Consider the following 25,649-nt stretch of genomic DNA (forward strand, 5'->3'; position numbering starts at 1 on the left):
TCGCCGATAGAGCAAAGCGACCTCAGACTCGCGCGTTACGCACGTTTAGCAATAATTTCTTTCCACTTAGCAGGCCCCGTTTTATGTACCGAGCTGCCTTTGCTATCAACCGCAACTGTCACCGGCATATCTTCAACATCAAACTCGTAGATGGCTTCCATGCCTAAATCGTCAAAGCCCACCACTCGCGCTTTCTTGATTGCTTGAGCGACTAGGTACGCAGACCCACCAACAGCCATCAAGTAAACGGCTTTATTGTCACGAATTGCTTCAATGGCCGCATCGCCTCGCTCAGCTTTCCCCACCATACCTAACAAGCCGGTTTGCTCAAGTAGAGTGCGTGTAAATTTATCCATGCGAGTTGCTGTTGTTGGCCCTGCTGGACCAACCACTTCATCACGCACGGGATCAACCGGACCCACGTAATAGATGAAGCGCCCTTTCAAATCAACCGGTAGCTGCTCACCGTTAGCGAGCATTTCTGTCATGCGCTTATGGGCGGCATCCCTGCCTGTCAGCAGTTTACCGTTCAGCAGCAAGGTATCGCCTGGCTGCCAAGTCAATACATCCTCCGCTGTAATCGTATCCAGATTCACTCGCTTAACGTTATCGCCGGTCTCGCGGGTTATCTCTGGCCAATCTTCAAGCGCTGGTGCAGGTAGCACGGCTGGGCCAGAACCATCGAGAACAATGTGTGCATGACGAGTTGCAGCACAGTTAGGAATAATAGCAACCGGCTTATTGGCCGCATGAGTCGGGTAGTCTTTGACCTTGATATCAAGCACTGTGGTCAAGCCGCCCAGCCCTTGCGCACCGATACCACTCTGGTTAACTTTTTCAAACAACTCAAGGCGCAGCTCTTCAGCACGATTTGATGCACCACGAGCCTGCAATTCTTGAATATCAATAGGGTCCATTAAGGCTTCTTTGGCAAGCAGCATGGCTTTTTCAGACGTGCCACCAATCCCGATACCCAACATCCCCGGCGGACACCAGCCTGCTCCCATCTTGGGAAGCTGTTCTAACACCCAGTCCACTACGCTATCAGATGGGTTAAGCATCGCAAACTTGGACTTGGCTTCACTGCCGCCTCCTTTAGCGGCCACTTGTATATCTACCGTGTCACCCGGGACTAAGTGGTGGTGAATGATCGCAGGTGTATTATCTTTGGTATTCGTTCGCTTGCCGTCAGGGTCAGCTAGTACCGATGCACGCAATACATTATCCGGTAGCTTATAAGCTCGACGAACGCCTTCATTGATCATGTCATCAAGGCTCATATCTGCTTCAAAGCGCACGTTCATGCCGACATTGACAAACACGGTAACGATCCCCGTATCTTGACAAATCGGACGCTTACCGAAGGCACACATCCGTGAGTTAATCAGAATCTGGGCGATAGCATCCTTGGCAGCGGGGTTCTCCTCGCTTTCATATGCCGCCGCCATGGCGTCGATAAAATCCTTAGGATGGTAATAGGAGATGTACTGCAGGGCATCGGCGACGCTCTGGATTAGATCATCCTGGCGAATCACGGTCATGAGCAAGACGCTCCTTGGCTGGAATCGAAATCGGAATACCCGCTTCTTGGTCATGAGTAAGACGGTATGGCGGGCTTTTCAACAGTCGCCGCATTATACCCTATCTGATATACGCTCCGCAGGCGCAAAATTGTTTTAGCGCCACCCCTGTTTTCGAGTTTTTTTGAGGGAGTTTGTAAGGTTTAGACCTAGAAAAAAGATAACGGTATAAAACATACAACACATCGTATCTGTGTGCTCAAAATGGTTTCTTTAATCCAATGGCGGTGGTATGGGACGCCGTCATACTCACTAAACAGCACCGACTCTAAGCTGGCGCTCCTTGATCTGGTGTAACTGGTCACGTAACCGAGCTGCCGTTTCGAATTCAAGGTTCTGGGCAGCTTCTACCATGGCGTCTTCCAGGCGTACGGCTTCTTTACGCAATTGATCACTCGTCAAACTGTTCAAGTCATAAGCGGCTTCCTGCTCAGCCACCATACGCTCATTTTTACGGCGTTTACTGTTGCTGCCGGGTGCCTGAGCCGCTTCAAGAATATCAGCCACTGACCGTGTGATTGTTGTGGGGGTAATACCGTGTGCTTCGTTATGCGCGATTTGCTTGGCACGCCGCCGTTCGGTTTCATCAATCGCTCGGCGCATAGAGTCCGTTGTACGGTCGCCATACAAAATTGCTTTGCCGTGCGCATTACGCGCCGCGCGACCAATGGTCTGGATTAACGACCGTTCATTACGCAAAAAGCCTTCTTTATCGGCGTCCAGAATAGCAACCAGTGAAACCTCCGGAATATCCAGCCCTTCACGCAGCAGGTTGATACCTACCAGGACATCGAACTTACCGAGACGCAGGTCGCGAATGATTTCAACCCGCTCAACAGTATCAATATCCGAATGTAGGTAACGCACGCGTACATCATGTTCATCGAGATATTCGGTCAAGTCTTCTGCCATGCGTTTGGTCAGGGTGGTAACCAACACGCGCTCGCCCACCGTCGTTCGCAGGCGAATTTCTGACAACAAGTCATCGACCTGGGTTGATGCTGGCCGCACTTCCATCTCAGGGTCCAACAACCCGGTCGGCCTCACCACCTGCTCAACTACCTGCCCTGCATGCTCTTCTTCGTACTTGCTGGGTGTGGCCGAAACAAAAATGGTCTGCGGGCTGACATGCTCCCACTCTTCGAATTTCATTGGTCGATTATCCAGCGCGGAGGGAAGCCGGAATCCATATTCCACCAAGGTTTCCTTGCGCGAACGGTCGCCTTTGTACATTCCACCGACTTGAGGAACGCTGACATGAGATTCGTCAATGAGCAGCAAAGCATCATCAGGCAGATAATCAAAAAATGTTGGCGGTGGCTGGCCCGGCTCACGTCCAGACAGGTAGCGTGAATAGTTCTCGATACCGTTGCAGTAACCCAGCTCCAGCATCATTTCAATATCATACAACACGCGTTGCTCAAGGCGCTGTGCTTCCACTAAGCGATCATTGTTGCGCAGCCATTCCAGACGCGCTACCAGTTCCTTTTTGATCTCGTCAATGGCTCCCAGAATGGTTTCCCGCGGAGTTACATAATGCGATTTCGGGTAAATCGTCATACGCGGTACCCGCCCACGTACTTCACCAGTCAGCGGGTCAAATAAACTAATGGTATCGATCTCATCGTCAAACAGCTCAACACGTACCGCTTCGTCTTCGGCATCTGCTGGGAAGATATCAACCACATCACCACGCACACGATAGGTGCCGCGCTTAAAGTCCATATCATTGCGGGTGTACTGCAGTTCAGCCAAGCGCCGTAAAAATGAGCGTTGATCAATCAGTTCACCACGCGTGAAGTGCAAGCGCATCTTCAGATATAACTCTGGGTCACCTAGACCATAAATGGCTGATACAGAGACGACAATTAACGCATCTCGCCGCTCCAGAAGCGCTTTCGTCGCTGACAGACGCATCTGTTCTATGTGGTCGTTAACCGAGGCGTCTTTCTCAATAAAAGTGTCGGAAGACGGCACATAAGCTTCAGGCTGGTAATAGTCGTAATAAGAAACGAAATATTCGATAGCGTTATCAGGAAAAAACGCCTTGAACTCACCATACAACTGAGCCGCCAGTGTTTTATTCGGCGCCATGACAATAGTTGGCCGCTGCATTTTTTCCACCACATTAGCCATGGTGAATGTCTTGCCGGAGCCGGTAACACCCAGCAACGTCTGATGAGACAAGCCAGATTCCAACCCGCTAACCAGTTCGGCAATGGCTGTGGGCTGATCACCGGCCGGTTGAAAGGCAGACTGTAAACGAAAGGGCTTGCTCATGCGCTCTCCTGCGTGACGGCCTGTGGCGTAACTCGCGCACAGGCGTCTGATCTTGATCGTGCGTTATGCAGTCAACTGCCGTGTGGTCACTTCAACGCTCGATGTTGTCATCAAACGATGAATTGGGCACTTATGGCTTATTTCTTCTAGGCGCGTACGTTGCTCTTCACTGAGCTCACCATGAAAGGTCATTGCTACATCGAGCCGGTAGATACCGCGACGCTCATCACTTTCATCACGCTGCACCACTACCGAAACACCTTCCAGCGGCCACCCTTTGCGCTTGGCATACATGCGCGAAGTAATCGCCTTACAAGCGCCCAACGACAAGTCAAAATAGTCATGCGGATCAGGCGCCTTACCTTCGCCGCCGAAGGCAACAGGTACATCAATCAGTAAATCGTCAAACCCCTCGATTTCAGCCCGTTGGCTCAACTTTCCATCAGCAACACTGTACAGTTTGATACTCATCAGGAGACCTCGATATTGAGCTTGAGCGAATTGATCGCGTCAATCAGTACATTACGACGCACGCGACCTTCAACTTCAGCACCATGCTGACCAACCTCGACACTTTCTACTCCGTCCAGCATCATCAGGACAGTTGTCAGGCGGTTGACCTGATCAGCATCTTTAACACCTTTGAAACTCAGGCTCTGATGGGCCATTGCAACCTCTCTGACAGGTTAATGTAGTGATCTATTCACCTGATTCTACCACGTCACCCTGCTACCAGCAGTGCTTGTAAAGCTAGCTAATCGCCCGCATCACTCATTGCATGTAGCAACATATAGGCAACAACATACATAGCAACGCTGTATCGCTCTGACAAGGAAACCATAATGACAGATTGGATCACCCGCAATGGCGGCCATCGCCATGATTCACGGGTCGAGTTCAACACCCCTGAACAGGCACAACACGCATTTGACACTACTGTCATCACGCCACTGGTGCAGTTTGGCGTTCTTGATGTCATCGGCAGTGATGCTGAACGCTTCTTACAAGGCCAGACCAGCACACAGCTCAGCCTGATTAATGGGCACTTCGCAGGGTTAACCTGCTTCTGCTCAGTGAAGGGAAGAGTTATTGCTAATGCCCAGCTGTTGCGAGTTGAAGAAAACCACTACCGGCTACTGCTTGATCAATCTGCTGTCGGGCCGCTTGCTGCCCACTTGAAAAAATTCATCCCTTTCTACAAGGCAGAGCTAACATCACGCGATGATGTGGCTATCATCGGCATAATGGGCAAAGAAGCCCATGCCATTGCAGAAGTACAACTCGATGTCAGCACACCGACGGTTTGGCATCAATCTGGCGACAGTCAACGTCAGCTCTTGGCGCACCCTGGCCCCTGCCCGCGCCTGGTGGTTTGTGTTCCGACAGACAACGCTGACGCGCTATGGCAAACGCTGATAACACAGACATCACCGGTCAACAGCAATATTTGGACACTTCATGATATCCAAGCTGGGCTTGCTTGGTTAAGCAACGAGCAAAGCGATACGTATCTGCCACAAATGATTAACTGGGAAGCCTTGGGCGGTATCAGTTTTAGAAAAGGCTGTTACACCGGCCAGGAAGTCGTCGCCCGGGCTCACTTTCGCGGCCAGGTCAAAAAACGGCTGATGCGAGGCCAACTGGATTGCCAAACTCTGCCAGCACTAGGCAGCCTCATCACTGACGAAGCAGGAAAACGATTAGGTGACGTCATCAGCGCCGAATATGACGCGTATCAGAAAGTAGAAGTACTGGCGGTAGTGACTCAGCGCGACCCTGAACCAGAACGCTATATTGATGGACACAAACTTCAGCGCTTAAACCTTCCCTACTCCATCGAGCGCGTTGATCCTGAACAGCTGGCTGAGGACAGCTGATACTACAGTGCCGCAGGCTGAAACAGAGCACGGACATTGGCTGTTGACTGAGCGGCAATTGTCGCCGATGCCTCACCGCGTAGTGAGGCCACAGCTTGACACACTCGTGCAACTTGCGATGGTTCGTTACGCTCGCCCTGACACCCCTTAAGCGGCATGTCAGGGCTGTCTGTTTCAAGAACAAAACCATTATCGGGCAGTGCTGCTACCGCACGATGCAGCCGCTTGGCACGTGGGTAAGTCAACGCGCCCCCCAACCCCAGCATAAAGCCAAGATCAAGAAATGCCTGCGCCTGCTCAGGCGACCCAGCAAACCCATGAATCAACCCGCCAGCAGGAAGTGCCAGCTGACGTAACCGCTTCGCCACTTGATCATTAGCCTGCACACAGTGCACGACAACAGGGAGCCGTCGCTGCTTCGCCAGCTTGAGCTGAGCATCGAACAACGCCCATTGGGCTTCTAAGGTTTCGGGAAAGCGAGCGTCGACCCCGCACTCACCAATGCCAACCACGCCAGGGTGTGCTGCAAGCACCTCACCCAGTGCCGCCACGTCATCCGGCTCATGAGAGTCCATAAAATAAGGGTGCAGTCCCAAACACACGCTGACGTCAATACGCTGACCTAATGCCAGCACACCCTGCCAACACTCACGCGTTGTCGCTGGCACAATAAAATGACACACACCTGCCGCCTGGGCTCTTTTAATGACGATCTCACGGTCAGTATCAAAAGCAGCAAAATCAAGATGGCAGTGCGCGTCAATCAGCATGTGAAAACCGAGTATTCCTAGTGCTCCCGCGTGTGATGGAACTCGACATCTGGCCAACGCTCCTGGGTCATCTGCAGGTTAACCCGAGTCGGGGCGATATAGGTGAGGTGCCCGCCACCATCAATGGCCAGATTAGCGCTGGCTTTGCGCCGAAATTCATCCAGCATTTTTTCATCTTTGCAGGAGATCCAGCGGGCCGTCTGCACATTCACGCCCTCATAGATGCAGTCCACGCGATATTCTTCTTTCAGGCGATGAGCTACCACATCAAACTGCAGTACCCCAACAGCCCCAAGAATCAAGTCATTATTATCAACCGGCATGAATACCTGAGTTGCGCCTTCTTCGGATAGCTGTTGCAAGCCTTTTTGCAGCGCTTTCATCTTGAGCGGGTCTTTCAAACGTACACGCTTAAACAACTCCGGAGCAAAGTGAGGTATGCCGGTAAAGCGCATGTCTTCACCTTGAGTGAACGTATCACCAATCTGAATAGTGCCGTGGTTATGCAGACCGATAATATCGCCAGGCCAAGCTTCTTCTACTTGCGCACGGTCAGAGGCCATAAAAGTCAGCGCATCGGCAATTTTAACGTCTTTGCCGATACGCACATGACACATCTTCATGTTTTTCTCATATTTCCCTGAGCACACACGCAAAAAAGCAATACGATCACGGTGCTTGGGGTCCATATTGGCCTGAATCTTGAATACAAAGCCGGTGAAGCCCCCATCATCTGCGGTGACAGTGCGGGTATCGGTATCACGGGGCTGAGGCGGCGGTGCATACTCAACAAAACCATCAAGCATTTCACGCACACCAAAGTTGCCCATAGCCGTACCGAAGTAAACAGGCGTTAATTCGCCGCGCAAATACGCAGCATGGTCGAATTCGTGAGAAGCACCGCGAACCAACTCGACCTCCATACGCAACTCTTCAGCTAAATCCGCCCCCAACACCGTATCAACCTCGGGACTGTCGAGCCCCTCGATGCGTTTATCTTCGGGAACACGGCTACCCTGGCCTTGGGTGTAAAGGTGAATGACATCGTTATAAAGGTGGTAAACCCCTTTAAACTGTCGCCCCATCCCAATCGGCCAAGTCATCGGTGCACACTGGATATTCAGCACCGTCTCGACTTCATCCATAACTTCTATCGGGTCACGAGTTTCTCGGTCCATCTTATTGATAAAGGTCAGGATAGGCGTAGTGCGTAACCGACAGACGTCCATCAGTTTAATGGTCCGGTCTTCAACGCCCTTCGCGCCATCAATCATCATCAACGCGGAGTCTACGGCTGTCAGAGTCCGGTAAGTGTCCTCGGAAAAATCCTCATGGCCCGGCGTATCAAGCAGATTGACCATCCGCCCACGATAGGGGAACTGCATCACCGAGGTGGTTACCGAGATGCCCCGCTCTTGCTCCATCTTCATCCAATCTGAAGTGGCATGACGGTCATCACGCTTACTTTTAACTGAACCTGCCAGCTGGATGGCATTGCCAAACAGCAGCATTTTTTCGGTAATAGTGGTCTTGCCCGCGTCGGGGTGAGAAATGATGGCGAACGTGCGTCTAAGCCCCGCCTCATGAGCTATCTGAGCGTCTTTCATTTTACCTCTAAGAAAATTTGTACTCAGACTTGTACTTAACCTTCAAAGTGCCGTCGCTGAGTTATTCAGAATAGCGCAGATTGTAACGCTATGGCGCTAATGGTGCTATGTTGATCAAAACGATCAAGAAAAATGCTTGGGCACCCGCAAGTACCCCACATAATGAGCAACGACCAGTATAAGTACCTAGCGACAAGACAAAATGGCGCAAATCAGAAGTCACGCCCCGACGACTTAGTGAACACCAAGCTACCCAGCGCGCTGGCTTTTGCTGGATCACTTGAATAATTCCTATTCGTACTGATAGTCTCCAAGCTCACCATAATCTGAGGAGACTGGCACATGAGCAGAGAAACTCCCGAATCATGAGTGGCCTGATCGGTTCCCATTCGCTCCGCGAGAATGTGAAGCTGCTGCTACAGATCGGCCATGGCCTTACCAACCAGTAAGATTGGGTTTAACAGTTTTTATCACTCAGAGAGTACGGGATGAAAAGGCGTTAACAGCAATAGCAGACCTGTTGGAGCCAGTCATCAAGATACATGTGGCAGCGTACTATTTTTAGTTTTTCGCTGATATTTCTATTAAACAATCGAAAACAAGGAAATAAGTAATGAAGGCTAACTCTATATTATTAGCGGCAACAGTTTTTTTGGGATCCCTTCACTCTCTCATGCTCAAGACTTTTCCTTCGGCCAGTATTCAAAGTTAGCAACAAACACACTCAAGCTGTTACCGAATTAAACGGCCACGAAAGTGTCACTATGATTCAAGAGGCACATTGGATTAAAGAAGACTGCTAAAGTAGTGCCATCGCCTAATTGATACTGATTAAAGGCTTCCCAGGGAAACGCTGACCAGTTCGGCTTCGAGTGCCTGAGTGGCTCGACCACCTCCTCGGCAATCATTTATCGACCACTACGCTCTCGATAGACAAAGCTTCCCCGTCCAGCCCAGTCTCCCTGTTCAGCTTGCTCACTTAGCCTTGGCCGATTGCGCCCCAAGGCGTTAAGCCGCTGCCTGACGTTATCAAAGTCTGTATAATGATAGGCCAGTCAGCCTATGGAGGCGCCATGCACTCACCTCACCCTTCACTCCTGCCTCTTTCGACACCTAATCGAAATCTAGTGAGGCTGACCATTGTCCGTGGTATCAGTTGGACCGGTTTTTTAGCGGGGCTAATTATTGGCGTTGAAGGCTTAGGTTTTAGTCTCAATGTGCCTGCGGTCATTACCGTTATTCTCCTCATGGGGCTGATTAATGTTGCCACGTGGTGGCGACTGAGCAGGCCGCGAGATGTCAGTCATCAAGAATACTTAGTGCATTTATTGATCGATATATTTGGCCTGACGCTGCTTTTTCACTTGACCGGCGGCCCTACCAACCCTTTTATCAACTATTACTTAATTCCTGTGACTATTGCAGCAGCCACCCTGCCTTGGCGTCATGCCTGGATCATTGCTAGCACCTCACTACTGGCTTATAGCTTGCTGATGTTTTTCTATCATCCCGTACCTCAGCTGGGCATGTCACACGCAGGTAGCACGCTAAACCTACATACATTAGGCATGTGGCTTAACTTTACCCTCTCGGCTGGGCTGGTAACTTTTTTTGTCTACAAGATGGCCGGCGCACTGCGCGCCAAAGAGCAAACCCTCTCACATACCCGTGAGGCCTCACTTCGTAACGAACAAGTGTTAGCGGTTGCTACCCAGGCCGCGGGCACCGCTCATGAGCTGGGTACACCTCTATCAACCATGGCAGTGCTGTTATCAGAAATGCGTCAAGACGCGGCGGAAAACACTCAGCTAACAGGTGACATCGATTTACTGCGTTGCCAAGTAGATACCTGCAAATCACACTTGCAACGACTCGTGGAGGTTGCCGACCGCCGGCACATGACAGCCGCCGACACGCGTGATGCACGGCAATGGCTAAGTGATATTGTGCAACGCTGGTTGGTTCTGCGGCCTGATGTTAGCCACCAGCTGGACATGCTCAGCACCAGCGATCCTTCAGGCGACGATATTGACGACACGCCCTGGATCAGCGTTGATGCAACGCTGGACCAAGCCTTAACCAACTTGCTCAATAACGCTGCTGATGCTAACCCGGATAGCATTGCCGTCTACCTGAACTGGAACCACACAGAGGTCGTAATCGATATTCGCGACCATGGGCCAGGCGTGCCGCTGGAAATTGCTGATCAGTTAGGTGAAACCTTCGTTTCCACCAAGAGCAAAGGGATGGGTATCGGGCTGTTTCTTACTCACGCCACCATTAACCGACTAGGCGGCGGCGTCAGCCTTTATAATCATCCCGAGGGCGGCACGCTGACAGAAGTGGTACTGCCCCGCCGCAACCCAAGCAATTAACCCGCCGTGTTTCGGCTCGGTTGAGGAGACCACCATGCAAGAGACATACCAACAAGACAGCCAGACCCTGCTGGTCATCGACGATGACGAGATGTTTTGCCAGGTTATGCAGCGTGCCTTGAGTCGCCGCGGTTTCAACGTCCTAGTGGCCCACTGTGGCAATGACGCGCTCACTCTCGCACGGCTGCACCAACCGTCGTTAGCAACCCTAGACCTCAAGCTGGAAAATGAATCTGGTCTGAAGCTGTTACCAGAGCTGCTTGACGTCGTGCCACAGTGTCATACCATTATCCTGACGGGTTACTCCAGTATTGCGACAGCTGTCGAGGCAACCAAGCTGGGCGCGATCAATTACTTGTGTAAGCCGGTGGATGCTGACGACATCGTTGATGCTTTCAGTCGCCAACAGGGCAACCCAGAAGCCGAGCTTGCTGACAATCCACCCTCAATTAACCGATTAGCGTGGGAGCATATTCAGAAAGTACTGCATGAGCATGACGGTAATATTTCCGCCACCGCTCGCGCCCTTGGCATGCATCGCCGCACGCTGCAGCGTAAACTACAAAAGCGCCCTGTGCGACGTTAACCGTACGGATTCATGGTGCAGCCATTAGCGACGTCACCAGCCGTTGAGCCAGCCGACTCCCTTGCTCTAGTGAGTTGATATCAGAGACATCTTCTAGCAGCACGCAATGCCACACCCAATCTCGCTCATCCAGCACTAACGGTGTCAGCGGATAGTTACCCGCTGGCAAGCTCAACCAGCGCACCGTTTCCAACGGAGGGCTGCTATTGCCAGCAACAGGCACTAGCATCAAGCTAAGCGTAAGCGGGGTTATCAAGGCACCAACCAACAACTCACCCTCATCTTCATGCCACCGCTGAAAACACAAGGCATCGGCTGCAAGCTTTGGGTTGAAGCTCGACTGCTCCTTAGCATGACGTAAATAGCGACGCTCCCAACTCTTCACTAACCGCTGCAATTCGGCATACTGGCTAGGTGTTAATGCCTGCATAATGGCTCCTCAACAAGAATCCCCCTGTTTCAAGCGGGCCCTATTTTATCACCGCTTCCCCTGTTCGATAGGCGCGGCGATAGTCATTGCATATCGTATGATCAAATTCAGACTATTGGATAAAGCACAACGTCTGCTTCACAATATACCTAACAGCAACACCATTTACCGCCAAAGCGGTTCATAAGGAGAGTATTAATGTTTGTGGTTATTTTTGGTCGCCCAGGCTGCCCTTTCTGCGTACGTGCCAAAGAGCTTGCTGAGCAGCTCGATGACGCCAAGGCGATTGAAGGCTTTCGCTATGTCGACATTCACGCCGAGGGTATCTCCAAGGCCGATATGGAAAAAACCATTGGCAAGCCAGTAGAAACTGTTCCGCAGATCTTTGCTGACCAAACTCACATTGGTGGCTTCACTGAATTTGATCAATACGTAAAAGACAAAGGGTTACTGAGCGCCCAGTAATAAGAGCACTTAGTTTGACGAACAAAAAGCCGCCGCCCAAGCACAACGTCTTGGGTGGCGGCTTTTTATCATTATCGCAGGGTTAATTTACCACCAACGACTTGACCAGCATCGACTATCAATCAAATATCATTTCAGGCACATGGTCAGGTACGATCAGCTTACCTGCTGTTTTTTCGACAATCTCTTCAACACTAACGCCTGGGGCACGCTCTTTAAGTACAAACGCACCATTTTCAATTTCTAAATAGGCCAGATCCGTCAACACTCGGCGAATACATGCAGCCCCCGTCAACGGAAGCTCACACTTTTCCAGCAACTTCGACTCACCGTGCTTGGAGGCGTGAGTCATGGTACAAATGATGTTATCTGCACCGGCCACCAAATCCATCGCACCGCCCATGCCCTTAATCAGCTTGCCCGGAATCATCCACGAAGCAATATTGCCCTGTTGGTCGACCTCGAAAGCTCCAAGGACAGTCAGGTCTACATGACCGCCACGAATCATCGCGAACGACTCAGCAGATGAAAAAATAGCCGCTCCCGTACGCGCCGTCACGGTTTCTTTGCCGGCATTGATCATATCGGCATCTAACTCTGCCTCAGTAGGGTAGCGCCCCATACCTAGCAAACCATTTTCAGACTGCAGCATCACATCAATATCATCCGGCACATAGTTAGCCACCAGTGTTGGAATACCAATGCCCAGATTGACATAGAAGCCATCTTCCAGCTCGCGCGCGACGCGCTGAGCCATTTGTTCACGTGTAAGTGCCATCTTATTATCTCCTGTCAGGTATTGAGAAACCGTGTAAAAACGCTAGCGAGTTTTAGCCTTCGCGAACCATGCGTCTTTCGATGCGCTTCTCAAAGCTGCCCTGAATAATGCGATCGACGTAGATACCCGGTGTATGAATCTGGTCAGGCTTCAACTCACCAGGTTCAACAATTTCTTCAACTTCAACCACCGTAATACGACCAGCCGTTGCAGCCATTGGGTTAAAGTTCTGGGCAGTATCACGATAAATCACATTGCCGTAGCGGTCCGCTTTCCAGCCTTTCACGATGGCAAAGTCACCAACAACACTTTCTTCAAGAATATGCGGCCGTCCGTTGAACTCACGCACTTCCTTTCCATCACCAACGGGTGTGCCATACCCAGTCGCCGTGTAAAACGCTGGAATACCAGCACCACCAGCTCGCATTTTTTCAGCCAGGGTGCCCTGAGGAGTTAGCACGACCGTGATTTCCTCATTGAGCATCTGGCGCTCAAAAAGTGCGTTCTCACCCACATAAGAGGCGTAAATCGTGCTGATTTGACGGTCCTCAAGTAAAATACCCAAACCAAAACCATCAACGCCGCAATTGTTGGAATAAACCGTGAGATCCTTGGTGCCACGCCGCTTGATCTCAGCAATCAGGTTTTCGGGGATACCACAAAGGCCAAAACCGCCTGCAATTACGGTCATGCCATCCTCGATACCTTCCATTGCCTCTTCGTAGGAACTCACACGCTTGTCAAATCCGGCCATCTAATGTCTCCAGAGTGAGGGATGCTGGTAGGTGAAGCTGTTGTCCTGTAGGGACCGTCAAATTATTACTGATGCACTACCTGAAAACTGGCGCGACTTATTAATCGCTTGTTTCCTGAAACAATCTTCCCGTTGATTTCAATGACCGTCAAGTTGCTTCACGCAATTGCAACAGATGATGTGAGACTGGGCAGACGCGCTCTCATCCATTAGCATAATACGCCCGATAAGGCTCAGGAGTCCGGCATGTCACTATTGACTGGCATCGCCAGTGTTATACTGCTCATCTTCAACACCCTATTTTGGGGAGTACCGCTAATCATTCTCACATTGGTGAAGCTGGTAGCTCCCTCCAGGCCGTTACAACGCAAGGTCTTAAGCGGCCTTAATGCGGTTGCTCTAAACTGGATAGGCTTCAATCTCTGGTGGATGCGCTGGCTGTTGCGCCCCGACCTACATGCCACTGTGCCTGAAGAACTCAGTATAAATGACTGGTGGCTAGTGATATCCAACCATAGAAGCTGGACCGATATTTTTATGCTGCTAATGGTGCTGCACCGGCGTATTCCCATGCCGCGCTTTTTTCTCAAACAGCAACTGATATGGATTCCTATCGTCGGCTTAGCTTGGTGGGCACTGGAGTTTCCCTTCATGCAACGCTATAGCCGAGAAAAGCTAGCACGCAACCCAGCGCTTGCTGAGCGCGATCGTTTGGCGACCGAACGCATGTGCCGCCGCGCCCAAGAGTCACCCATTACCATTTTTAACTTTGTTGAAGGAACACGCTTTACAGCTGCCAAACGTGAGCAGCAACACAGCCCCTACCGCCACCTGTTACGACCCAAAGCAGGCGGCACTGCCCAGGTACTCAACCTGCTTGGCAGCCGACTCGGGGGAATCATTGATATAACATTGGACTATACCAACCCGACACCCAGTTTCTGGGGGTTTCTGTGCGGAAAAGAAGGCAGGATCACACTTCACGCACAGCGCCTGGAGGTTCCCGAATGGATGCTTTGCGGGAATTATCATCAAGACCCTGACTACAAGGAACGCTTCCACACATGGTTGAACGAGTTATGGCAGGCCAAGGACGCCGCTCTCGATGCAAAAAAATTGCATCACTGATCTGCGCTGTGAGCTTCGCCCTTTTGCTGGCGAGTTGTGCCTCAACATCTCAGCAACAAAACGCTGCACGTAGCAGTGGGTCAATTGCTGGCACCTGGGTGACTGTTCAGCGTGGTGACACGCTGGGAGAAATGGCCAAGCAAGCTGATGTGCCGCTGCTTCGCTTACAGCGTTTCAACCCAGGGGTCAAAAGTCGTGGACTTGCAGTAGGCCAACGTATCCTTGTGCCGTATGGAACCGAAAGAGCTCCCTCAGGAGGGCCATACCGCTACCAAATCCGCTCAGGCGACACCTTCAGTAAAGTTGCCCGTCATTTCGGCACAACATCCAATGCCATTATTGCCGCCAACAGCCAAGTTAACCCTTCCAGCCTGGCAATCGGCCAGCTGGTCAACGTGCCGCTGAAACAAAGCACGGGTAAAAGCCGCGCGGTCGTCGCGTCATCCCGTAAAAGTGTCACATTGCCTAACCCCGGGCCGCTACCAAAAACCAATAGCAACTGGAGCTGGCCGTTAGAAGACTACAATATTACTCGCCGCTTCGGAAAAGACAGTCGCGGCACCTTGCAGCCTATGTTGTTAAGTACCAGCAAAGGGGCGACAGCGAAAGCCATCAATGATGGCGAAGTGAGGTTTGCTGATAGTATGCGTCAACTCGGCCAGGTCGTGATTGTGCATCATGATGACAACCTACAAAGCGTTTATGCTAACTGTAAAACTTTACGGGTAAACAGCGGTGCTAATGTCAAGCGTGGCACGCCGTTATGTGACGTAGACGTTAATGAACGCGGCCAGACAGAGCTGTTATTTGACATGCGCCACGGCGGAAAACCGGTGGATCCCTCTCGTTTGCTACAGTAGTGCATGCAGGCCACCCGCTCTTTGCCTGACTAAATGCCTCTTGCTAAACAATAAATCACCTGGACGTTTTGACGGACAGGTGATTTAAATTCAATCGTAGCTTCCTCCCTAACAAGGGGTAAAGGAAGACGTAGAGGGTGTGCGTCAAAAAGTAGATAACGGTATAAAACGGCGTTGCTTAACGTTGATACCCCGACTGAACAAATGGCATTTTACTAACGGCCATAGGCAGTCGCTTGCCACGAACTTCCGCATAAATGGTGTTGCCAATCTCTGACTCAGTTACGCAAACATAACCCATCGAAACCGGCTTACCTACGCAGGGACCAAAACCACCCGAGGTCACGTGGCCAATGGCATTTCCCTCGCTATCAAATAACTCAGTTCCCTCACGTACTGGAGCACGCCCCTCACCCAACAAGCCTACTCGCTTGCGCTGGGCACTCTTATTGGCGAGTTGTTCAATGATAATATCAGCGCCTGGAAAGCCCCCTTCTCGCTCCCCCCCTTGGCGACGAGACTTGCCAATAGCAAAATTCAAACCAGCCTCTACCGGTGTCGTGGTCGCATCGATATCATGTCCGTAGAGGCATAATCCCGACTCTAAGCGCAATGAGTCACGCGCGCCAAGACCAATAGCCTCAACCTCCTCTTCAGCTAGCAGCCTGCGTGCCAGAGCCTCAGCTTGATCGGCCGCCACCGATACCTCAAAACCATCCTCGCCGGTGTAACCACTACGACTGACCCATACCGGAATGCCATCAATCTCAAAATGGCCATGCTGCATGAATTTCATTTCACAAACGCCAGGGCAGAGTCGCTCCATGACGTCAGCCGTTTTTGGCCCTTGTATCGCAAGAAGCCCGCGATCAAGAACATCCAGTACATGCTCCGGCAGCTCTTGGCGTAAATGATCAATATCAGCGTTCTTACAGGCCGCATTCACGACGAGATACAAGTGATCTCCCGCATTCACCGTCATAAAGTCGTCGAGAATGCCTCCCTTGTCATTGGTAAACATGCAGTAACGCTGCACTCCCTCAGCAAGTCCCACCACATCAGCAGGTACTAGACGCTCCAATGCCTCAGCGGGGTTATCACCACGCAACAACAGCTGCCCCATATGAGACACATCAAACAACCCGCAAGCAGTGCGCGTATGTTCATGCTCCCGCTTTACACCCAGCGGATACTGCACCGGCATTTCATAGCCAGCAAAAGGCACCAACTTTGCACCGAGCTCGACATGCAGCGCATAAAGCGGTGTACGGTTCAATTGAGTCATGCTCATTACTCCTCAGGGAAATGGTGCAGCACAAGCACCTGCGGTTAAAACAAGAGAGGTGCCCCGTAGGGCACCTCGTCCAACCTGAACCACTGGCTCAAGCTTTGTCGTGATCAAGCTCTTCACCTGGCAAAACCTCTTTGCCATTGAAGTAGTCCTTCGCCAACTTGAATACCACCGGCGACAGCAGTGCCAGAGCGATAAGGTTGGGAATAGCCATCATCGCATTGAACGTATCAGCCATCAGCCAGATAAAGCCAAGCTGTGCCATCGCGCCTACCGGTACGGCCAGCACGAACAATACGCGATACAGCATGATGGAGCGTGTCCCAAACAAGAACTGGAAACACTTCTCACCATAGAAAGACCAACCAAGAATCGTGGTGAACGCGAAAACAGATAGCACGATAGACACTATCGCCTCGCCATAGCCGGGCAGCGCATTATCAAACGAGAGTGCTGTTAGCGAGGCTCCTGCCTCTCCCATTTCCCACACCGGCGCTGTCAAAATCACCAATGCGGTAATGCTACATACCATGATGGTATCAATGAACGTGCCCAGCATAGCAATCAGGCCCTGACGCACAGGATTCTTGGTTTTAGCGGCAGCGTGGGCAATCGGCGCACTTCCCAAGCCTGCTTCGTTAGAGAAAATACCCCGTGCCACACCGAAGCGAATTGCAGCCATCACCGCAGCACCAGCAAAGCCACCCAGTGCGGCATGCGGGTTAAAGGCGTAGTAGAAGATATTGCCGAACGCCGCCGGAATCTGGTCGGCTTGAATAATCAGCACCACAATGCCCGCCACGATATAGGCGATACCCATGATCGGTACCAGTTTGCCTGCCACTTTAGCGATCCGTTTGATACCACCGAGAATCACTGCGCCAGACAGCACCATAATAGTTATACCGGTCACCATGGGCGGAATGCTGAAGCTGCTTTCAAGCGCATCAGCCACCGAGTTGGACTGCACCGTATTACCGATACCAAACGCGGCTACCGCACCAAAGAAAGCAAATGCACCCCCCAACCACAGCCACTTACGCCCCAAACCGTTCTTAATGTAGAACATCGGCCCACCGATATGGTTTCCGGTGCTATCTGTTTCACGGTAACGTACCGCCAGTACCGCCTCGGCAAACTTGGTTGCCATACCTACCAACGCCGTGATCCACATCCAGAACACTGCACCTGGGCCACCCAAGGCAATAGCGGTTGCCACCCCCGCAATATTACCGGTACCGATAGTCGCTGATAATGCGGTCATCAGGGCGTTAAATGGCGAGATCTCACCGTCGTCGTCTGACTTAGCCTTACCACTTGGCGTACTTTTTCCATCACGCCCTTGCCACATTAGTTTAAAGCCGACCCCCAGCTTCCGAATCGGCAACAACTTCAGGCCCAGCTGCAGGTAGATACCAACACCAAGCAGCAGGATAAGCATCAACGGTCCCCAGACCACTCCGTTGATTTGGCTGAATATATTGTTGAGAGTTTCCACAGACATCTCCTAGAGATTTTTAGTTTTTTATTCAAGAGAGAAGTACCGGCCTAATTGCTCAACCCAAACCGGCGCAGCACTCAATCTCACTCTCATGCAGCTACGCCGCTAATCATAACGAATCGTAGCGCTGATGCGACCCCTGACAGCACAACGATAGACGCCCTGCCGTTCTTAGAGTATCTGTTTAGCCATAACAAGCACGCTATGTTTCCTATTGGAAACGATACCTCATTGATAAGTTTTATGCCTACCTCATTGGTAGAAAAAGAGCTCAGCAGATGTGCCTAACAATGTTCTGTCTTGCTATAATTCGTTTCACCTGTTCTCGCAATTTCGCTACTGCTGGACAAAAGCGCCTTCTCGGCCATGCTATTTTGCGGGTACTAAGGCGGTCCGGCTTTCTCTCTTGATCTTGGCCTCAGTCATGCTGTCCAATGGCAAAAGGCATCAGGAGCCATTAAAACTTTTTCGTATAGGAAACAAAACATGAGTTCAATTCCCACCGAGCTACGCTATGCCAAAAGTCACGAATGGACCAAAGACAATGGTGACGGCACCGTCACTATCGGCATCACCGAACATGCTCAGGAAGCACTCGGAGATGTGGTGTTTGTAGAGCTGCCAGACGTCGGCACCCACCTCTCCAAAGGGGACGAGTTTGGGGTAGTGGAATCAGTCAAGGCGGCTTCAGACCTATATTCACCAGTTACTGGCGAAGTGCTTGAGGTCAACGAGGCCCTAGAGGACGCGCCAGAGTCTATTAATGAGTCACCCTATGAGAACGCTTGGATCATGAAGCTGCGCCTGGATAATCCCGAAGACCTCGACGTGCTGCTCAGTGCTGATGGCTACAAAGCCTTTCTTGAAACCGAAAACTGATACAGCGGCGGCTGGGAACTGCTATTTGCCCAGCCGCCTGTCAACTCAGGCTTAACCGATACAGTAACCTGCTACCACCGACAGGGTATTCCATGGCTTTCGATACTAGAAGTTTGGCCGACCTGGCCAACCACGATGCATTCATTTCGCGTCATAACGGCCCACGAGCTGACGATGCTGCAACAATGCTTAGCACACTTGGTCTGGATGGAATCCAGAGCTTGCTGCAGCTTACGGTTCCTGCCGATATTCGTTTAGCTGATGACCTTGAGTTGGATCCGCCGCGCAGTGAAGCCGTGGCATTGGATTACCTGTATCGGCTAGCTCGTCAAAACCGCGTTGCCAAATGCTATATCGGCCAAGGTTACTATGACACGTTACTGCCCGCTGTCATTCAACGTAACGTGCTGGAAAATCCCGGCTGGTATACCGCTTATACGCCCTACCAGCCAGAAATATCTCAAGGCCGCCTCGAAGGCCTGCTAAACTTCCAGCAGATGGTCATGGACCTCACCGGCATGGAGCTGGCCAATGCCTCTCTGCTAGACGAGGCCACTGCTGCCGCAGAAGCCATGGCGTTGTGTCGTCGTGCCAACAAGAAGGCTAAAAGCAATGCCTTCTTTGTTGCGGATGACGTTTTCCCGCAAACACTCGATGTCGTTCGCACTCGTGCGCACTACTTCGGATTCGAGCTGATTGTCGCGCCCGTTGAGCAACTGGTTGAGCACGATGTGTTCGGCGCATTACTTCAATACCCTGGCCAAAGTGGTGAAGTACGCAACCTCGCGGAGGTTGTAGAGCAAGCCAAAGCACACGGAGTTATGACCACTGTCGCCGCCGATATCATGTCGCTGGTGCTACTCAAAGAGCCCGGCGCACTGGGTGTCGATATCGTCATTGGTTCAGCACAGCGTTTTGGTGTCCCCATGGGGTTTGGTGGGCCTCACGCCGCCTTTTTTGCAACAACCGACAAATTAAAACGCGCTATCCCTGGGCGCATCATTGGTGTATCTCAGGACAGCCGTGGCGAAATGGCCCTGCGCATGGCCATGCAAACCCGTGAGCAGCATATTCGTCGTGAAAAAGCCACCTCAAACATCTGTACCGCTCAGGCGTTGCTGGCCAATATTGCCGGTTTTTATGCGGTCTACCATGGTGCTGAAGGTTTACGTACTATCGCTAGTCGTATTCACCGCCTAACCACCATTCTAGCCGAAGGATTAACGCGTGGCGGTATCACATTAGCCCATGATAGCTGGTTTGATACGCTCCGCCTGACCAGCGTCGATGCGCGCAAAATCCATGGCCGCGCCATGGCACACGACGTCAACCTGCGCTACTTCGAGAATGGTGATATTGGCCTGAGCATCAACCAGACCACCACTGCTCACGACCTAGCGCTGCTGCTGGACATTCTGCTTGATGAAGAGCATGGACTCTCGGTGACAGCACTTGATGAAGACGTCACCCGCTTGAGCAAGAGTGGTATTCCGGCAGACTGCCAGCGCTCTACCGACTTCCTGACTCACCCGACATTCAAACGCTATCACAGCGAAACAGAAATGCTTCGCTACCTTAAGCGCTTGGAAAATAAAGACTTGTCGCTGGCTCATGCGATGATTCCATTGGGTTCATGCACCATGAAGCTCAATGCCACCACCGAGATGATGCCGATCACTTGGCCAGAGCTCGCACGCATCCACCCATTCGCCCCGCGCGACCAGGTAGCAGGCTATCGCCAGATCATCGATGAACTGTCAGACTTCCTGGCAGAAATCACCGGTTATGATCATGTATCCATGCAGTCTAACTCTGGTGCACAGGGTGAATATGCGGGACTAGTGGCGATCCGCCGTTACCAACAAGCCCAAGGCGAGCAGCATCGTGATATCTGCCTGATCCCAAGCTCTGCCCATGGTACCAACCCCGCATCTGCGGCCATGGCCAATTTGAAAGTGGTGGTCGTGGAGTGCGATAAAGACGGCAATATCGACCTAATCGATTTAAAGGCTAAAGCCGAGCAACACAGCGCGGCTCTATCTGCCATCATGCTGACTTACCCCTCGACCCATGGTGTCTTCGAAGAGGGTGTCAGGGAAGCCTGCGATATCGTTCACCAGCATGGTGGGCAGGTATATATCGATGGCGCCAACATGAACGCTATCGTCGGCCTCGCGCGGCCTGGCGACTTTGGCGGCGATGTCTCGCATCTTAACCTGCATAAAACCTTCTGCATCCCACATGGGGGTGGCGGCCCAGGCATGGGGCCCATCGGGGTCAAATCGCACCTAGCCCCCTATGTCTCTAACCATGTGGTCACTCCGCTGGACGGGGTCGAGCCCAATGCTGGCGCCGTATCCGCCGCCGCTTATGGCAGTGCCTCTATTCTGCCGATTTCATGGGCCTATATCAAAATGATGGGCGCGCGCGGGCTGCGCGAAGCATCACAGCTGGCTATTCTTAGTGCCAACTACATCGCCAAGCGCCTGGAAGGCCACTATCCCGTGCTGTACAAAGGACGCAACGGCTATGTGGCGCACGAATGCATCATTGATATTCGTCCCCTTAAAGCAGCATCAGGCATCAGCGAAGAAGATATTGCCAAGCGCCTAATGGACTTTGGCTTCCACGCACCCACCATGTCATTCCCAGTGGCTGGTACGTTGATGATCGAGCCCACTGAGTCTGAGTCACTGTACGAAGTCAATCGTTTCTGTGACGCCATGATCGCTATTCGTGAAGAGGTGGCACGAGTGGAATCCGGGGACTGGCCGCTAGACAACAACCCTCTAGTCAATGCCCCGCACACCATGGCCGACCTAATGGATGCTGACTGGAAGCGCCCTTACTCGCGCGAACAAGCCGCCTTTCCTTCTGATGCCGTGAAAGCCAGCAAGTATTGGCCTGCAGCAAACCGAGTCGATAACGTACTTGGTGATCGTCAGCTGATCTGCTCCTGCCCAAGTATTGAGGCTTATCGCGACTGATATTGCCAACGGCAAATAGCGCCACAATACACCACAGCTAGGCCCTGCTTTAGCAAGGCCTAGCTGTTAGCGCAGCCTAATTGTCTGCGCTGCGCTAGCTGCCTCTTCTCCTGCGTTGTCAGAACGCCTGCCACTCCTGCTGACGATGCTCTCGAAAGGCGTCCAGCAAACGCAAATATCGCCGTGGTAACCGGCTGTCGGCCAGTGTCGCCAAATACAGTGTTTCATTAAGCGAGTGAGGCAACGCCAACTCTTTAACTTGTCGCTGCCAGGGCGATGTTTCAAGAACCAGGCGTGACACCACCGTAAAACCTAGCCCCCGAGCAACCGCATCCAGCACCGCACCCACGTCGTTGGTGAACCCCTGAGTTGGAATATGACGCATGGAGCGAAACTCGCCAGGAAAATTCTGACGCAATAGCATAACGGCCAAGTCACTGCCGCCGGTATAACCGATATAACCAATTCCCATCAAGTCAACCAGGCCACTCCCCGTAAAGTCAGCAGGTACCAGAAGGCACAACGGCTCCTGATGCCAAGCCTCACAACGAATCTCAGGGTGACGCACCGACTCCGTCACAATTCCGACATCATGGCGCCCGGCCACTAAGTCAGACACAATGTCATGATTGAAAGAGAAGCTGTAATTGATAGTCAGTCCTGTGCGCATCTGCTGCTGACCCAATAAAAATGGGTACAGCATGACACCGACACTGCCTGGCGATGCTAAGCGGCACTCGCCACTATCCAAACTCTCGTCATCCAGTGAGTGACAGAATTGCTCATGCTCAGCAAACAGTCTCAACGCATAATCGTAACTACGTCGCCCTGTTTCTGTCAGGCTGAAACGACGCCCCTGCCGCTCTAGCAGCGGCATTTTCAAGTAGTCTTCAAGCTTACGGATATGTTGGCTCACGCCAGGTTGCGTCATGCCTAAACGTTGAGCGGTGCGCGTAAAACTTCCCGTTTCGACTAAGGTAATGAAGGTACGAAAGTACTGCGCATTGAACATGGTGCCCCTCTGGCTCGGCAAATATCATTTTGATAGAAATGCGCATCAAACCTCGTACGTCTAGTGCGAGAAAGGATGGCGCAAGGCGCGCAGCGCCTCTTAGTTGACAGCGTGTTTTAAGCGCACTAGATTCGGAATGGCTATTGTACATCGTGCCTACCGTTATCGATTTTATCCCACGTCCGAGCAAGTCGACCAGCTTGCTCGGACGTTTGGCTATGTGTGATACGTTTACCACCACCTCCTGCGTCAGCGTTTTGATGCGTGGTGCGAGCGTTAGCAGCGGATAGGCTACAACGCCACTGCCAACACTCTCACCCCCCTCAATAAGCGGCCAAGTGAGGAGGCTAAAGGCTGCACTCTTTTATGAATTTATGAAGGATCTGCCAATGAATCAGCGTTCTGATACCGAAGCCAGTAAAGGCGTGGCCTTTGGTCTCGGTGCTTATATGATGTGGGGGTGCTTCCCGCTGTTTTTTGCGCTTTTTGATGGCGTCCCCGCCTACGAAGTTCTGATTCACCGAGTTATTTGGTCATGTGCCTTCCTAGTGCTACTGGTTAGCTTGCTCAAGCGCTGGTCGCCCGTTCGCAAAGCGCTATCCCAGCCACAGCGGTTAGGCCGAGTGCTAGCCTGCGCAATACTTATCGCTGTCAACTGGGGGCTCTATATCTACGCCATAGAAACTCACCATGTCCTTCAGGCGAGCCTTGGGTATTTTCTCACACCGCTGGTTAACGTCGGCCTTGGCATGCTGGTGCTACGTGAGCGCATGGCATCGTTGCAGCTCATCGCGCTAGCACTAGCGGGTGTCGCGATTATGCTGCAGCTGATCATGTTAGGCGAGTTGCCTTGGATCAGCCTCACCCTAGCAGCCTCCTTCGGTACCTACGGGTTATTGCGCAAGCAGGTAGCACTAGATGGCCTGTCAGGTTTGCTAGTTGAAACCCTGCTTCTGCTGCCACTTGGGCTTTTGGCGTTAGGCGGCCTAAGTGTCACTGGGCTCTCGCACTTTCTTGAAACACAAACACAGTCATTACTGTTGATTGCCAGCGGCGTAATTACCGCCCTACCATTATTGGCTTTCGCTGGAGCTGCCCGCCGTCTGAAACTGTCAACACTAGGATTTCTCATGTATATCAATCCTACAATGCAGTTTCTCATTGCCTTATTAATCTTCAATGAACCGCTAAGTCGCGTGCAATTAGCGACCTTTGTACTGATTTGGGTCGGCTTAGCCATGTACTCCTGGTCAGCTTGGCAACAAGCCACACGGCGAGCAAGCGCATGAGGTCATCCCAAGCGCCTCTCGCTCTGGTTGGTGCAGGTCATGCACATCTTCATTTGTTAGCGAATCGTCATCGCCTTCCAGTGCAACACGTCATTCTCATCGAGCCAAGAGGCTTCTGGTATTCCGGCATGGCGAGTGGGGTATTGGGTGAGCAATATTCCCCAGCTGATGACCGGCTTGAGCCCGCCAATATCGTAAAGCAGGCAAATCAGCACGGTAAGGTCAGCCTAATACGCGCTCGTTTAGTCGGACTAAATAGGCCCCAGCGTAAGATCCTTTTAGATAACGGGGCTTCTTTTAGTGTGTCAGCCGTGTCGCTAAACCTGGGTTCTCGTACGGCTCTCAAGGAAGTTGATTGCCATTCCCCCCAAAACATAGATAACGGTATAAAAAACAAGCGACCCCACGCGCCTTTACCATGGCTATGGCCGGTGAAGCCAATTAGCGCGCTCGTTAAGCTTCGCCAGCAGCTCACGTCTGAGTTTTACCAAGGCATTAATCCTAGACTTGTGGTCATTGGTGCTGGCGCTAGCGGCATAGAAATTGCCTGTAACCTACGCGCCTTAGCCAACCATCATGGCAGCGATGCTAGTGTCACGGTGGTCAGCCGCAGTGCTGACCCACTGCCTGGTGCCCCACCCAACGCTAGCCGCTGGTTAATTCATTACTTCAAGAAAATGGGCATTGCGTTACGGGGGGCACGGGATTTCCTGCAGTGCGTTAACGGCGGCGTATTGCTCAGCAGCACCACGACCGTAATAGAACACGAATATATTGATGCTGACCACGTCGTAATAGCTAGCGGCCTTGCGCCGCCAGACGTGATGACAAACCTGGGATTACCCACTGTCGAAGGCCGTGGGCTAGCCGTCACAGACACATTACAAAGCACTGCAGCTGACTGGGTCTTTGCCGCTGGTGACTGCGCCGCGATGATCAATCACTCGCTACCACGCTTAGGGGTCTATGGTGTTCGCCAGGCACCGATACTGCGCGACAACCTGTCTGCCTGGTATACCCACAAACCATTGAGCCGCTACCACCCCCAACCTCATGCCTTGACTATTCTCAATTTAGGCAATGGCACAGGCCTGGCGATACGGGGGCGTGCGTGGTTTGCTGGGCGCTTGGCCATGAAGGCCAAGCGGTGGCTAGACAAGCGTTTTCTCGATCAATTCACACCGTAAGACCAGCAGGAAT

At 52.0% G+C, this 25,649-nt stretch carries 23 protein-coding genes; 11 read left to right on the plus strand and 12 right to left on the minus strand.

What is annotated here, in order from left to right:
- Positions 1 to 35: 35 nt before the first annotated feature.
- From H616_RS0108065 to H616_RS0108080, 4 genes are all read right to left on the minus strand, one after another.
- Complete coding sequence (locus H616_RS0108065) at positions 36 to 1,541, minus strand: fumarate hydratase (protein ID WP_027966911.1); 1,506 nt, start codon at positions 1,539 to 1,541, stop codon at positions 36 to 38.
- Between the two features lie 291 nt (positions 1,542 to 1,832).
- Entirely contained in the window at positions 1,833 to 3,860 is a 2,028-nt protein-coding gene (gene uvrB, locus H616_RS0108070; protein WP_027966912.1) for an excinuclease ABC subunit UvrB, read from the minus strand.
- Between the two features lie 63 nt (positions 3,861 to 3,923).
- A complete protein-coding gene (locus H616_RS0108075) occupies positions 3,924 to 4,331 on the minus strand; it encodes an OsmC family protein (protein ID WP_027966913.1) in 408 nt (135 codons plus the stop codon).
- The gene (locus H616_RS0108080) at positions 4,331 to 4,528 is read right to left on the minus strand and encodes a hypothetical protein (protein ID WP_027966914.1); all 198 of its coding nucleotides are present in this window, start codon (positions 4,526 to 4,528) and stop codon (positions 4,331 to 4,333) included. Before H616_RS0108080 ends, H616_RS0108075 begins: the two co-directional genes overlap by 1 nt.
- Before the next feature lie 174 nt (positions 4,529 to 4,702).
- Between H616_RS0108080 and ygfZ the strand changes: the two genes are divergently transcribed.
- Complete coding sequence (gene ygfZ, locus H616_RS0108085; RefSeq protein WP_035572750.1) at positions 4,703 to 5,737, plus strand: CAF17-like 4Fe-4S cluster assembly/insertion protein YgfZ; 1,035 nt, start codon at positions 4,703 to 4,705, stop codon at positions 5,735 to 5,737.
- Between the two features lie 2 nt (positions 5,738 to 5,739).
- On the opposite strand, the gene H616_RS0108090 is transcribed toward ygfZ, so the two are convergent.
- Both H616_RS0108090 and H616_RS0108095 read right to left on the minus strand, forming a co-directional pair.
- Positions 5,740 to 6,507, minus strand: coding sequence for a TatD family hydrolase (locus H616_RS0108090; protein ID WP_027966916.1), 768 nt, complete (start codon positions 6,505 to 6,507; stop codon positions 5,740 to 5,742).
- A 17-nt stretch (positions 6,508 to 6,524) separates the two neighbouring features.
- The gene (locus H616_RS0108095) at positions 6,525 to 8,114 is read right to left on the minus strand and encodes a peptide chain release factor 3 (RefSeq protein ID WP_027966917.1); all 1,590 of its coding nucleotides are present in this window, start codon (positions 8,112 to 8,114) and stop codon (positions 6,525 to 6,527) included.
- 1,073 nt (positions 8,115 to 9,187) lie between these two features.
- Between H616_RS0108095 and H616_RS0108105 the strand changes: the two genes are divergently transcribed.
- Both H616_RS0108105 and H616_RS0108110 read left to right on the plus strand, forming a co-directional pair.
- Complete coding sequence (locus tag H616_RS0108105; RefSeq protein ID WP_027966918.1) at positions 9,188 to 10,489, plus strand: ATP-binding protein; 1,302 nt, start codon at positions 9,188 to 9,190, stop codon at positions 10,487 to 10,489.
- Positions 10,490 to 10,523: 34 nt separating this feature from the next.
- Positions 10,524 to 11,075: a response regulator transcription factor gene (locus H616_RS0108110; RefSeq protein WP_027966919.1), complete on the plus strand. Its 552-nt coding sequence runs from the start codon at positions 10,524 to 10,526 to the stop codon at positions 11,073 to 11,075.
- Positions 11,076 to 11,085: 10 nt separating this feature from the next.
- Here the strand turns inward: H616_RS0108110 and hybE are convergent, their stop codons facing one another.
- Complete coding sequence (gene hybE, locus H616_RS0108115; RefSeq protein ID WP_027966920.1) at positions 11,086 to 11,505, minus strand: [NiFe]-hydrogenase assembly chaperone HybE; 420 nt, start codon at positions 11,503 to 11,505, stop codon at positions 11,086 to 11,088.
- Positions 11,506 to 11,703: 198 nt separating this feature from the next.
- On the opposite strand from hybE, the gene H616_RS0108120 reads away from it, so the two are divergent.
- Positions 11,704 to 11,970 (plus strand): GrxA family glutaredoxin, encoded by a 267-nt coding sequence (locus tag H616_RS0108120; RefSeq protein ID WP_027966921.1) that lies wholly within the window; start codon positions 11,704 to 11,706, stop codon positions 11,968 to 11,970.
- Between the two features lie 118 nt (positions 11,971 to 12,088).
- On the opposite strand, the gene H616_RS0108125 is transcribed toward H616_RS0108120, so the two are convergent.
- Together H616_RS0108125 and H616_RS0108130 are read right to left on the minus strand one after the other, a co-directional pair.
- The gene (locus H616_RS0108125) at positions 12,089 to 12,748 is read right to left on the minus strand and encodes a CoA transferase subunit B (protein WP_027966922.1); all 660 of its coding nucleotides are present in this window, start codon (positions 12,746 to 12,748) and stop codon (positions 12,089 to 12,091) included.
- Positions 12,749 to 12,800: 52 nt separating this feature from the next.
- Positions 12,801 to 13,502 (minus strand): CoA transferase subunit A, encoded by a 702-nt coding sequence (locus H616_RS0108130; protein WP_027966923.1) that lies wholly within the window; start codon positions 13,500 to 13,502, stop codon positions 12,801 to 12,803.
- 246 nt (positions 13,503 to 13,748) lie between these two features.
- On the opposite strand from H616_RS0108130, the gene H616_RS0108135 reads away from it, so the two are divergent.
- Both H616_RS0108135 and H616_RS0108140 read left to right on the plus strand, forming a co-directional pair.
- A complete protein-coding gene (locus tag H616_RS0108135) occupies positions 13,749 to 14,630 on the plus strand; it encodes an acyltransferase (protein WP_027966924.1) in 882 nt (293 codons plus the stop codon).
- A gap of 8 nt (positions 14,631 to 14,638) precedes the next feature.
- Positions 14,639 to 15,490: a LysM peptidoglycan-binding domain-containing protein gene (locus H616_RS0108140; RefSeq protein WP_240470548.1), complete on the plus strand. Its 852-nt coding sequence runs from the start codon at positions 14,639 to 14,641 to the stop codon at positions 15,488 to 15,490.
- 178 nt (positions 15,491 to 15,668) lie between these two features.
- On the opposite strand, the gene gcvT is transcribed toward H616_RS0108140, so the two are convergent.
- Both gcvT and H616_RS0108150 read right to left on the minus strand, forming a co-directional pair.
- Entirely contained in the window at positions 15,669 to 16,775 is a 1,107-nt protein-coding gene (gene gcvT / locus H616_RS0108145) for a glycine cleavage system aminomethyltransferase GcvT (protein ID WP_027966926.1), read from the minus strand.
- A gap of 97 nt (positions 16,776 to 16,872) precedes the next feature.
- Complete coding sequence (locus H616_RS0108150) at positions 16,873 to 18,279, minus strand: alanine/glycine:cation symporter family protein (protein WP_027966927.1); 1,407 nt, start codon at positions 18,277 to 18,279, stop codon at positions 16,873 to 16,875.
- Between the two features lie 489 nt (positions 18,280 to 18,768).
- Here H616_RS0108150 and gcvH point away from each other — a divergent pair, with 489 nt between their 5' ends.
- Both gcvH and gcvP read left to right on the plus strand, forming a co-directional pair.
- On the plus strand, positions 18,769 to 19,161 hold the full coding sequence (gene gcvH / locus H616_RS0108155) for a glycine cleavage system protein GcvH (protein ID WP_027966928.1): 393 nt from the start codon (positions 18,769 to 18,771) through the stop codon (positions 19,159 to 19,161).
- Between the two features lie 92 nt (positions 19,162 to 19,253).
- Positions 19,254 to 22,148 carry an aminomethyl-transferring glycine dehydrogenase gene (gene gcvP, locus H616_RS0108160; protein ID WP_027966929.1) on the plus strand — a complete coding sequence of 965 codons (2,895 nt, stop codon included), beginning with the start codon at positions 19,254 to 19,256 and terminating at the stop codon, positions 22,146 to 22,148.
- 118 nt (positions 22,149 to 22,266) lie between these two features.
- On the opposite strand, the gene H616_RS0108165 is transcribed toward gcvP, so the two are convergent.
- Positions 22,267 to 23,160: a LysR family transcriptional regulator gene (locus H616_RS0108165; RefSeq protein WP_027966930.1), complete on the minus strand. Its 894-nt coding sequence runs from the start codon at positions 23,158 to 23,160 to the stop codon at positions 22,267 to 22,269.
- Positions 23,161 to 23,296: 136 nt separating this feature from the next.
- On the opposite strand from H616_RS0108165, the gene H616_RS15700 reads away from it, so the two are divergent.
- From H616_RS15700 to H616_RS0108175, 3 genes are all read left to right on the plus strand, one after another.
- A complete protein-coding gene (locus tag H616_RS15700) occupies positions 23,297 to 23,386 on the plus strand; it encodes a helix-turn-helix domain-containing protein (RefSeq protein ID WP_240470549.1) in 90 nt (29 codons plus the stop codon).
- Positions 23,387 to 23,549: 163 nt separating this feature from the next.
- Positions 23,550 to 24,449: an EamA family transporter RarD gene (gene rarD / locus H616_RS0108170; RefSeq protein ID WP_027966931.1), complete on the plus strand. Its 900-nt coding sequence runs from the start codon at positions 23,550 to 23,552 to the stop codon at positions 24,447 to 24,449.
- The gene (locus H616_RS0108175; RefSeq protein WP_027966932.1) at positions 24,446 to 25,636 is read left to right on the plus strand and encodes an NAD(P)/FAD-dependent oxidoreductase; all 1,191 of its coding nucleotides are present in this window, start codon (positions 24,446 to 24,448) and stop codon (positions 25,634 to 25,636) included. Before rarD ends, H616_RS0108175 begins: the two co-directional genes overlap by 4 nt.
- Positions 25,637 to 25,649 lie beyond the last annotated feature (13 nt).

Origin of the sequence: Halomonas halocynthiae DSM 14573, assembly GCF_000425725.1 — a bacterium.
Classification (GTDB): domain Bacteria; phylum Pseudomonadota; class Gammaproteobacteria; order Pseudomonadales; family Halomonadaceae; genus Halomonas; species Halomonas halocynthiae.

Excerpts from the sequence above, each read along its gene's own strand:
- ygfZ (WP_035572750.1), top strand. The coding sequence starts at position 4,703 with ATGACAGATTGGATCACCCGCAATGGCGGCCATCGCCATGATTCACGG.
- H616_RS0108125 (WP_027966922.1), bottom strand. The coding sequence starts at position 12,748 with ATGGCACTTACACGTGAACAAATGGCTCAGCGCGTCGCGCGCGAGCTG.
- H616_RS0108090 (WP_027966916.1), bottom strand. The coding sequence starts at position 6,507 with ATGCTGATTGACGCGCACTGCCATCTTGATTTTGCTGCTTTTGATACT.
- H616_RS0108065 (WP_027966911.1), bottom strand. The coding sequence starts at position 1,541 with ATGACCGTGATTCGCCAGGATGATCTAATCCAGAGCGTCGCCGATGCC.
- H616_RS0108135 (WP_027966924.1), top strand. The coding sequence starts at position 13,749 with ATGTCACTATTGACTGGCATCGCCAGTGTTATACTGCTCATCTTCAAC.
- H616_RS15700 (WP_240470549.1), top strand. The coding sequence starts at position 23,297 with ATGGCTATTGTACATCGTGCCTACCGTTATCGATTTTATCCCACGTCC.
- hybE (WP_027966920.1), bottom strand. The coding sequence starts at position 11,505 with ATGCAGGCATTAACACCTAGCCAGTATGCCGAATTGCAGCGGTTAGTG.
- H616_RS0108075 (WP_027966913.1), bottom strand. The coding sequence starts at position 4,331 with ATGAGTATCAAACTGTACAGTGTTGCTGATGGAAAGTTGAGCCAACGG.
- H616_RS0108165 (WP_027966930.1), bottom strand. The coding sequence starts at position 23,160 with ATGTTCAATGCGCAGTACTTTCGTACCTTCATTACCTTAGTCGAAACG.
- gcvP (WP_027966929.1), top strand. The coding sequence starts at position 19,254 with ATGGCTTTCGATACTAGAAGTTTGGCCGACCTGGCCAACCACGATGCA.
- H616_RS0108175 (WP_027966932.1), top strand. The coding sequence starts at position 24,446 with ATGAGGTCATCCCAAGCGCCTCTCGCTCTGGTTGGTGCAGGTCATGCA.
- gcvH (WP_027966928.1), top strand. The coding sequence starts at position 18,769 with ATGAGTTCAATTCCCACCGAGCTACGCTATGCCAAAAGTCACGAATGG.
- H616_RS0108130 (WP_027966923.1), bottom strand. The coding sequence starts at position 13,502 with ATGGCCGGATTTGACAAGCGTGTGAGTTCCTACGAAGAGGCAATGGAA.
- uvrB (WP_027966912.1), bottom strand. The coding sequence starts at position 3,860 with ATGAGCAAGCCCTTTCGTTTACAGTCTGCCTTTCAACCGGCCGGTGAT.
- gcvT (WP_027966926.1), bottom strand. The coding sequence starts at position 16,775 with ATGACTCAATTGAACCGTACACCGCTTTATGCGCTGCATGTCGAGCTC.
- H616_RS0108105 (WP_027966918.1), top strand. The coding sequence starts at position 9,188 with ATGCACTCACCTCACCCTTCACTCCTGCCTCTTTCGACACCTAATCGA.
- H616_RS0108120 (WP_027966921.1), top strand. The coding sequence starts at position 11,704 with ATGTTTGTGGTTATTTTTGGTCGCCCAGGCTGCCCTTTCTGCGTACGT.
- H616_RS0108110 (WP_027966919.1), top strand. The coding sequence starts at position 10,524 with ATGCAAGAGACATACCAACAAGACAGCCAGACCCTGCTGGTCATCGAC.
- rarD (WP_027966931.1), top strand. The coding sequence starts at position 23,550 with ATGAATCAGCGTTCTGATACCGAAGCCAGTAAAGGCGTGGCCTTTGGT.
- H616_RS0108095 (WP_027966917.1), bottom strand. The coding sequence starts at position 8,114 with ATGAAAGACGCTCAGATAGCTCATGAGGCGGGGCTTAGACGCACGTTC.
- H616_RS0108080 (WP_027966914.1), bottom strand. The coding sequence starts at position 4,528 with ATGGCCCATCAGAGCCTGAGTTTCAAAGGTGTTAAAGATGCTGATCAG.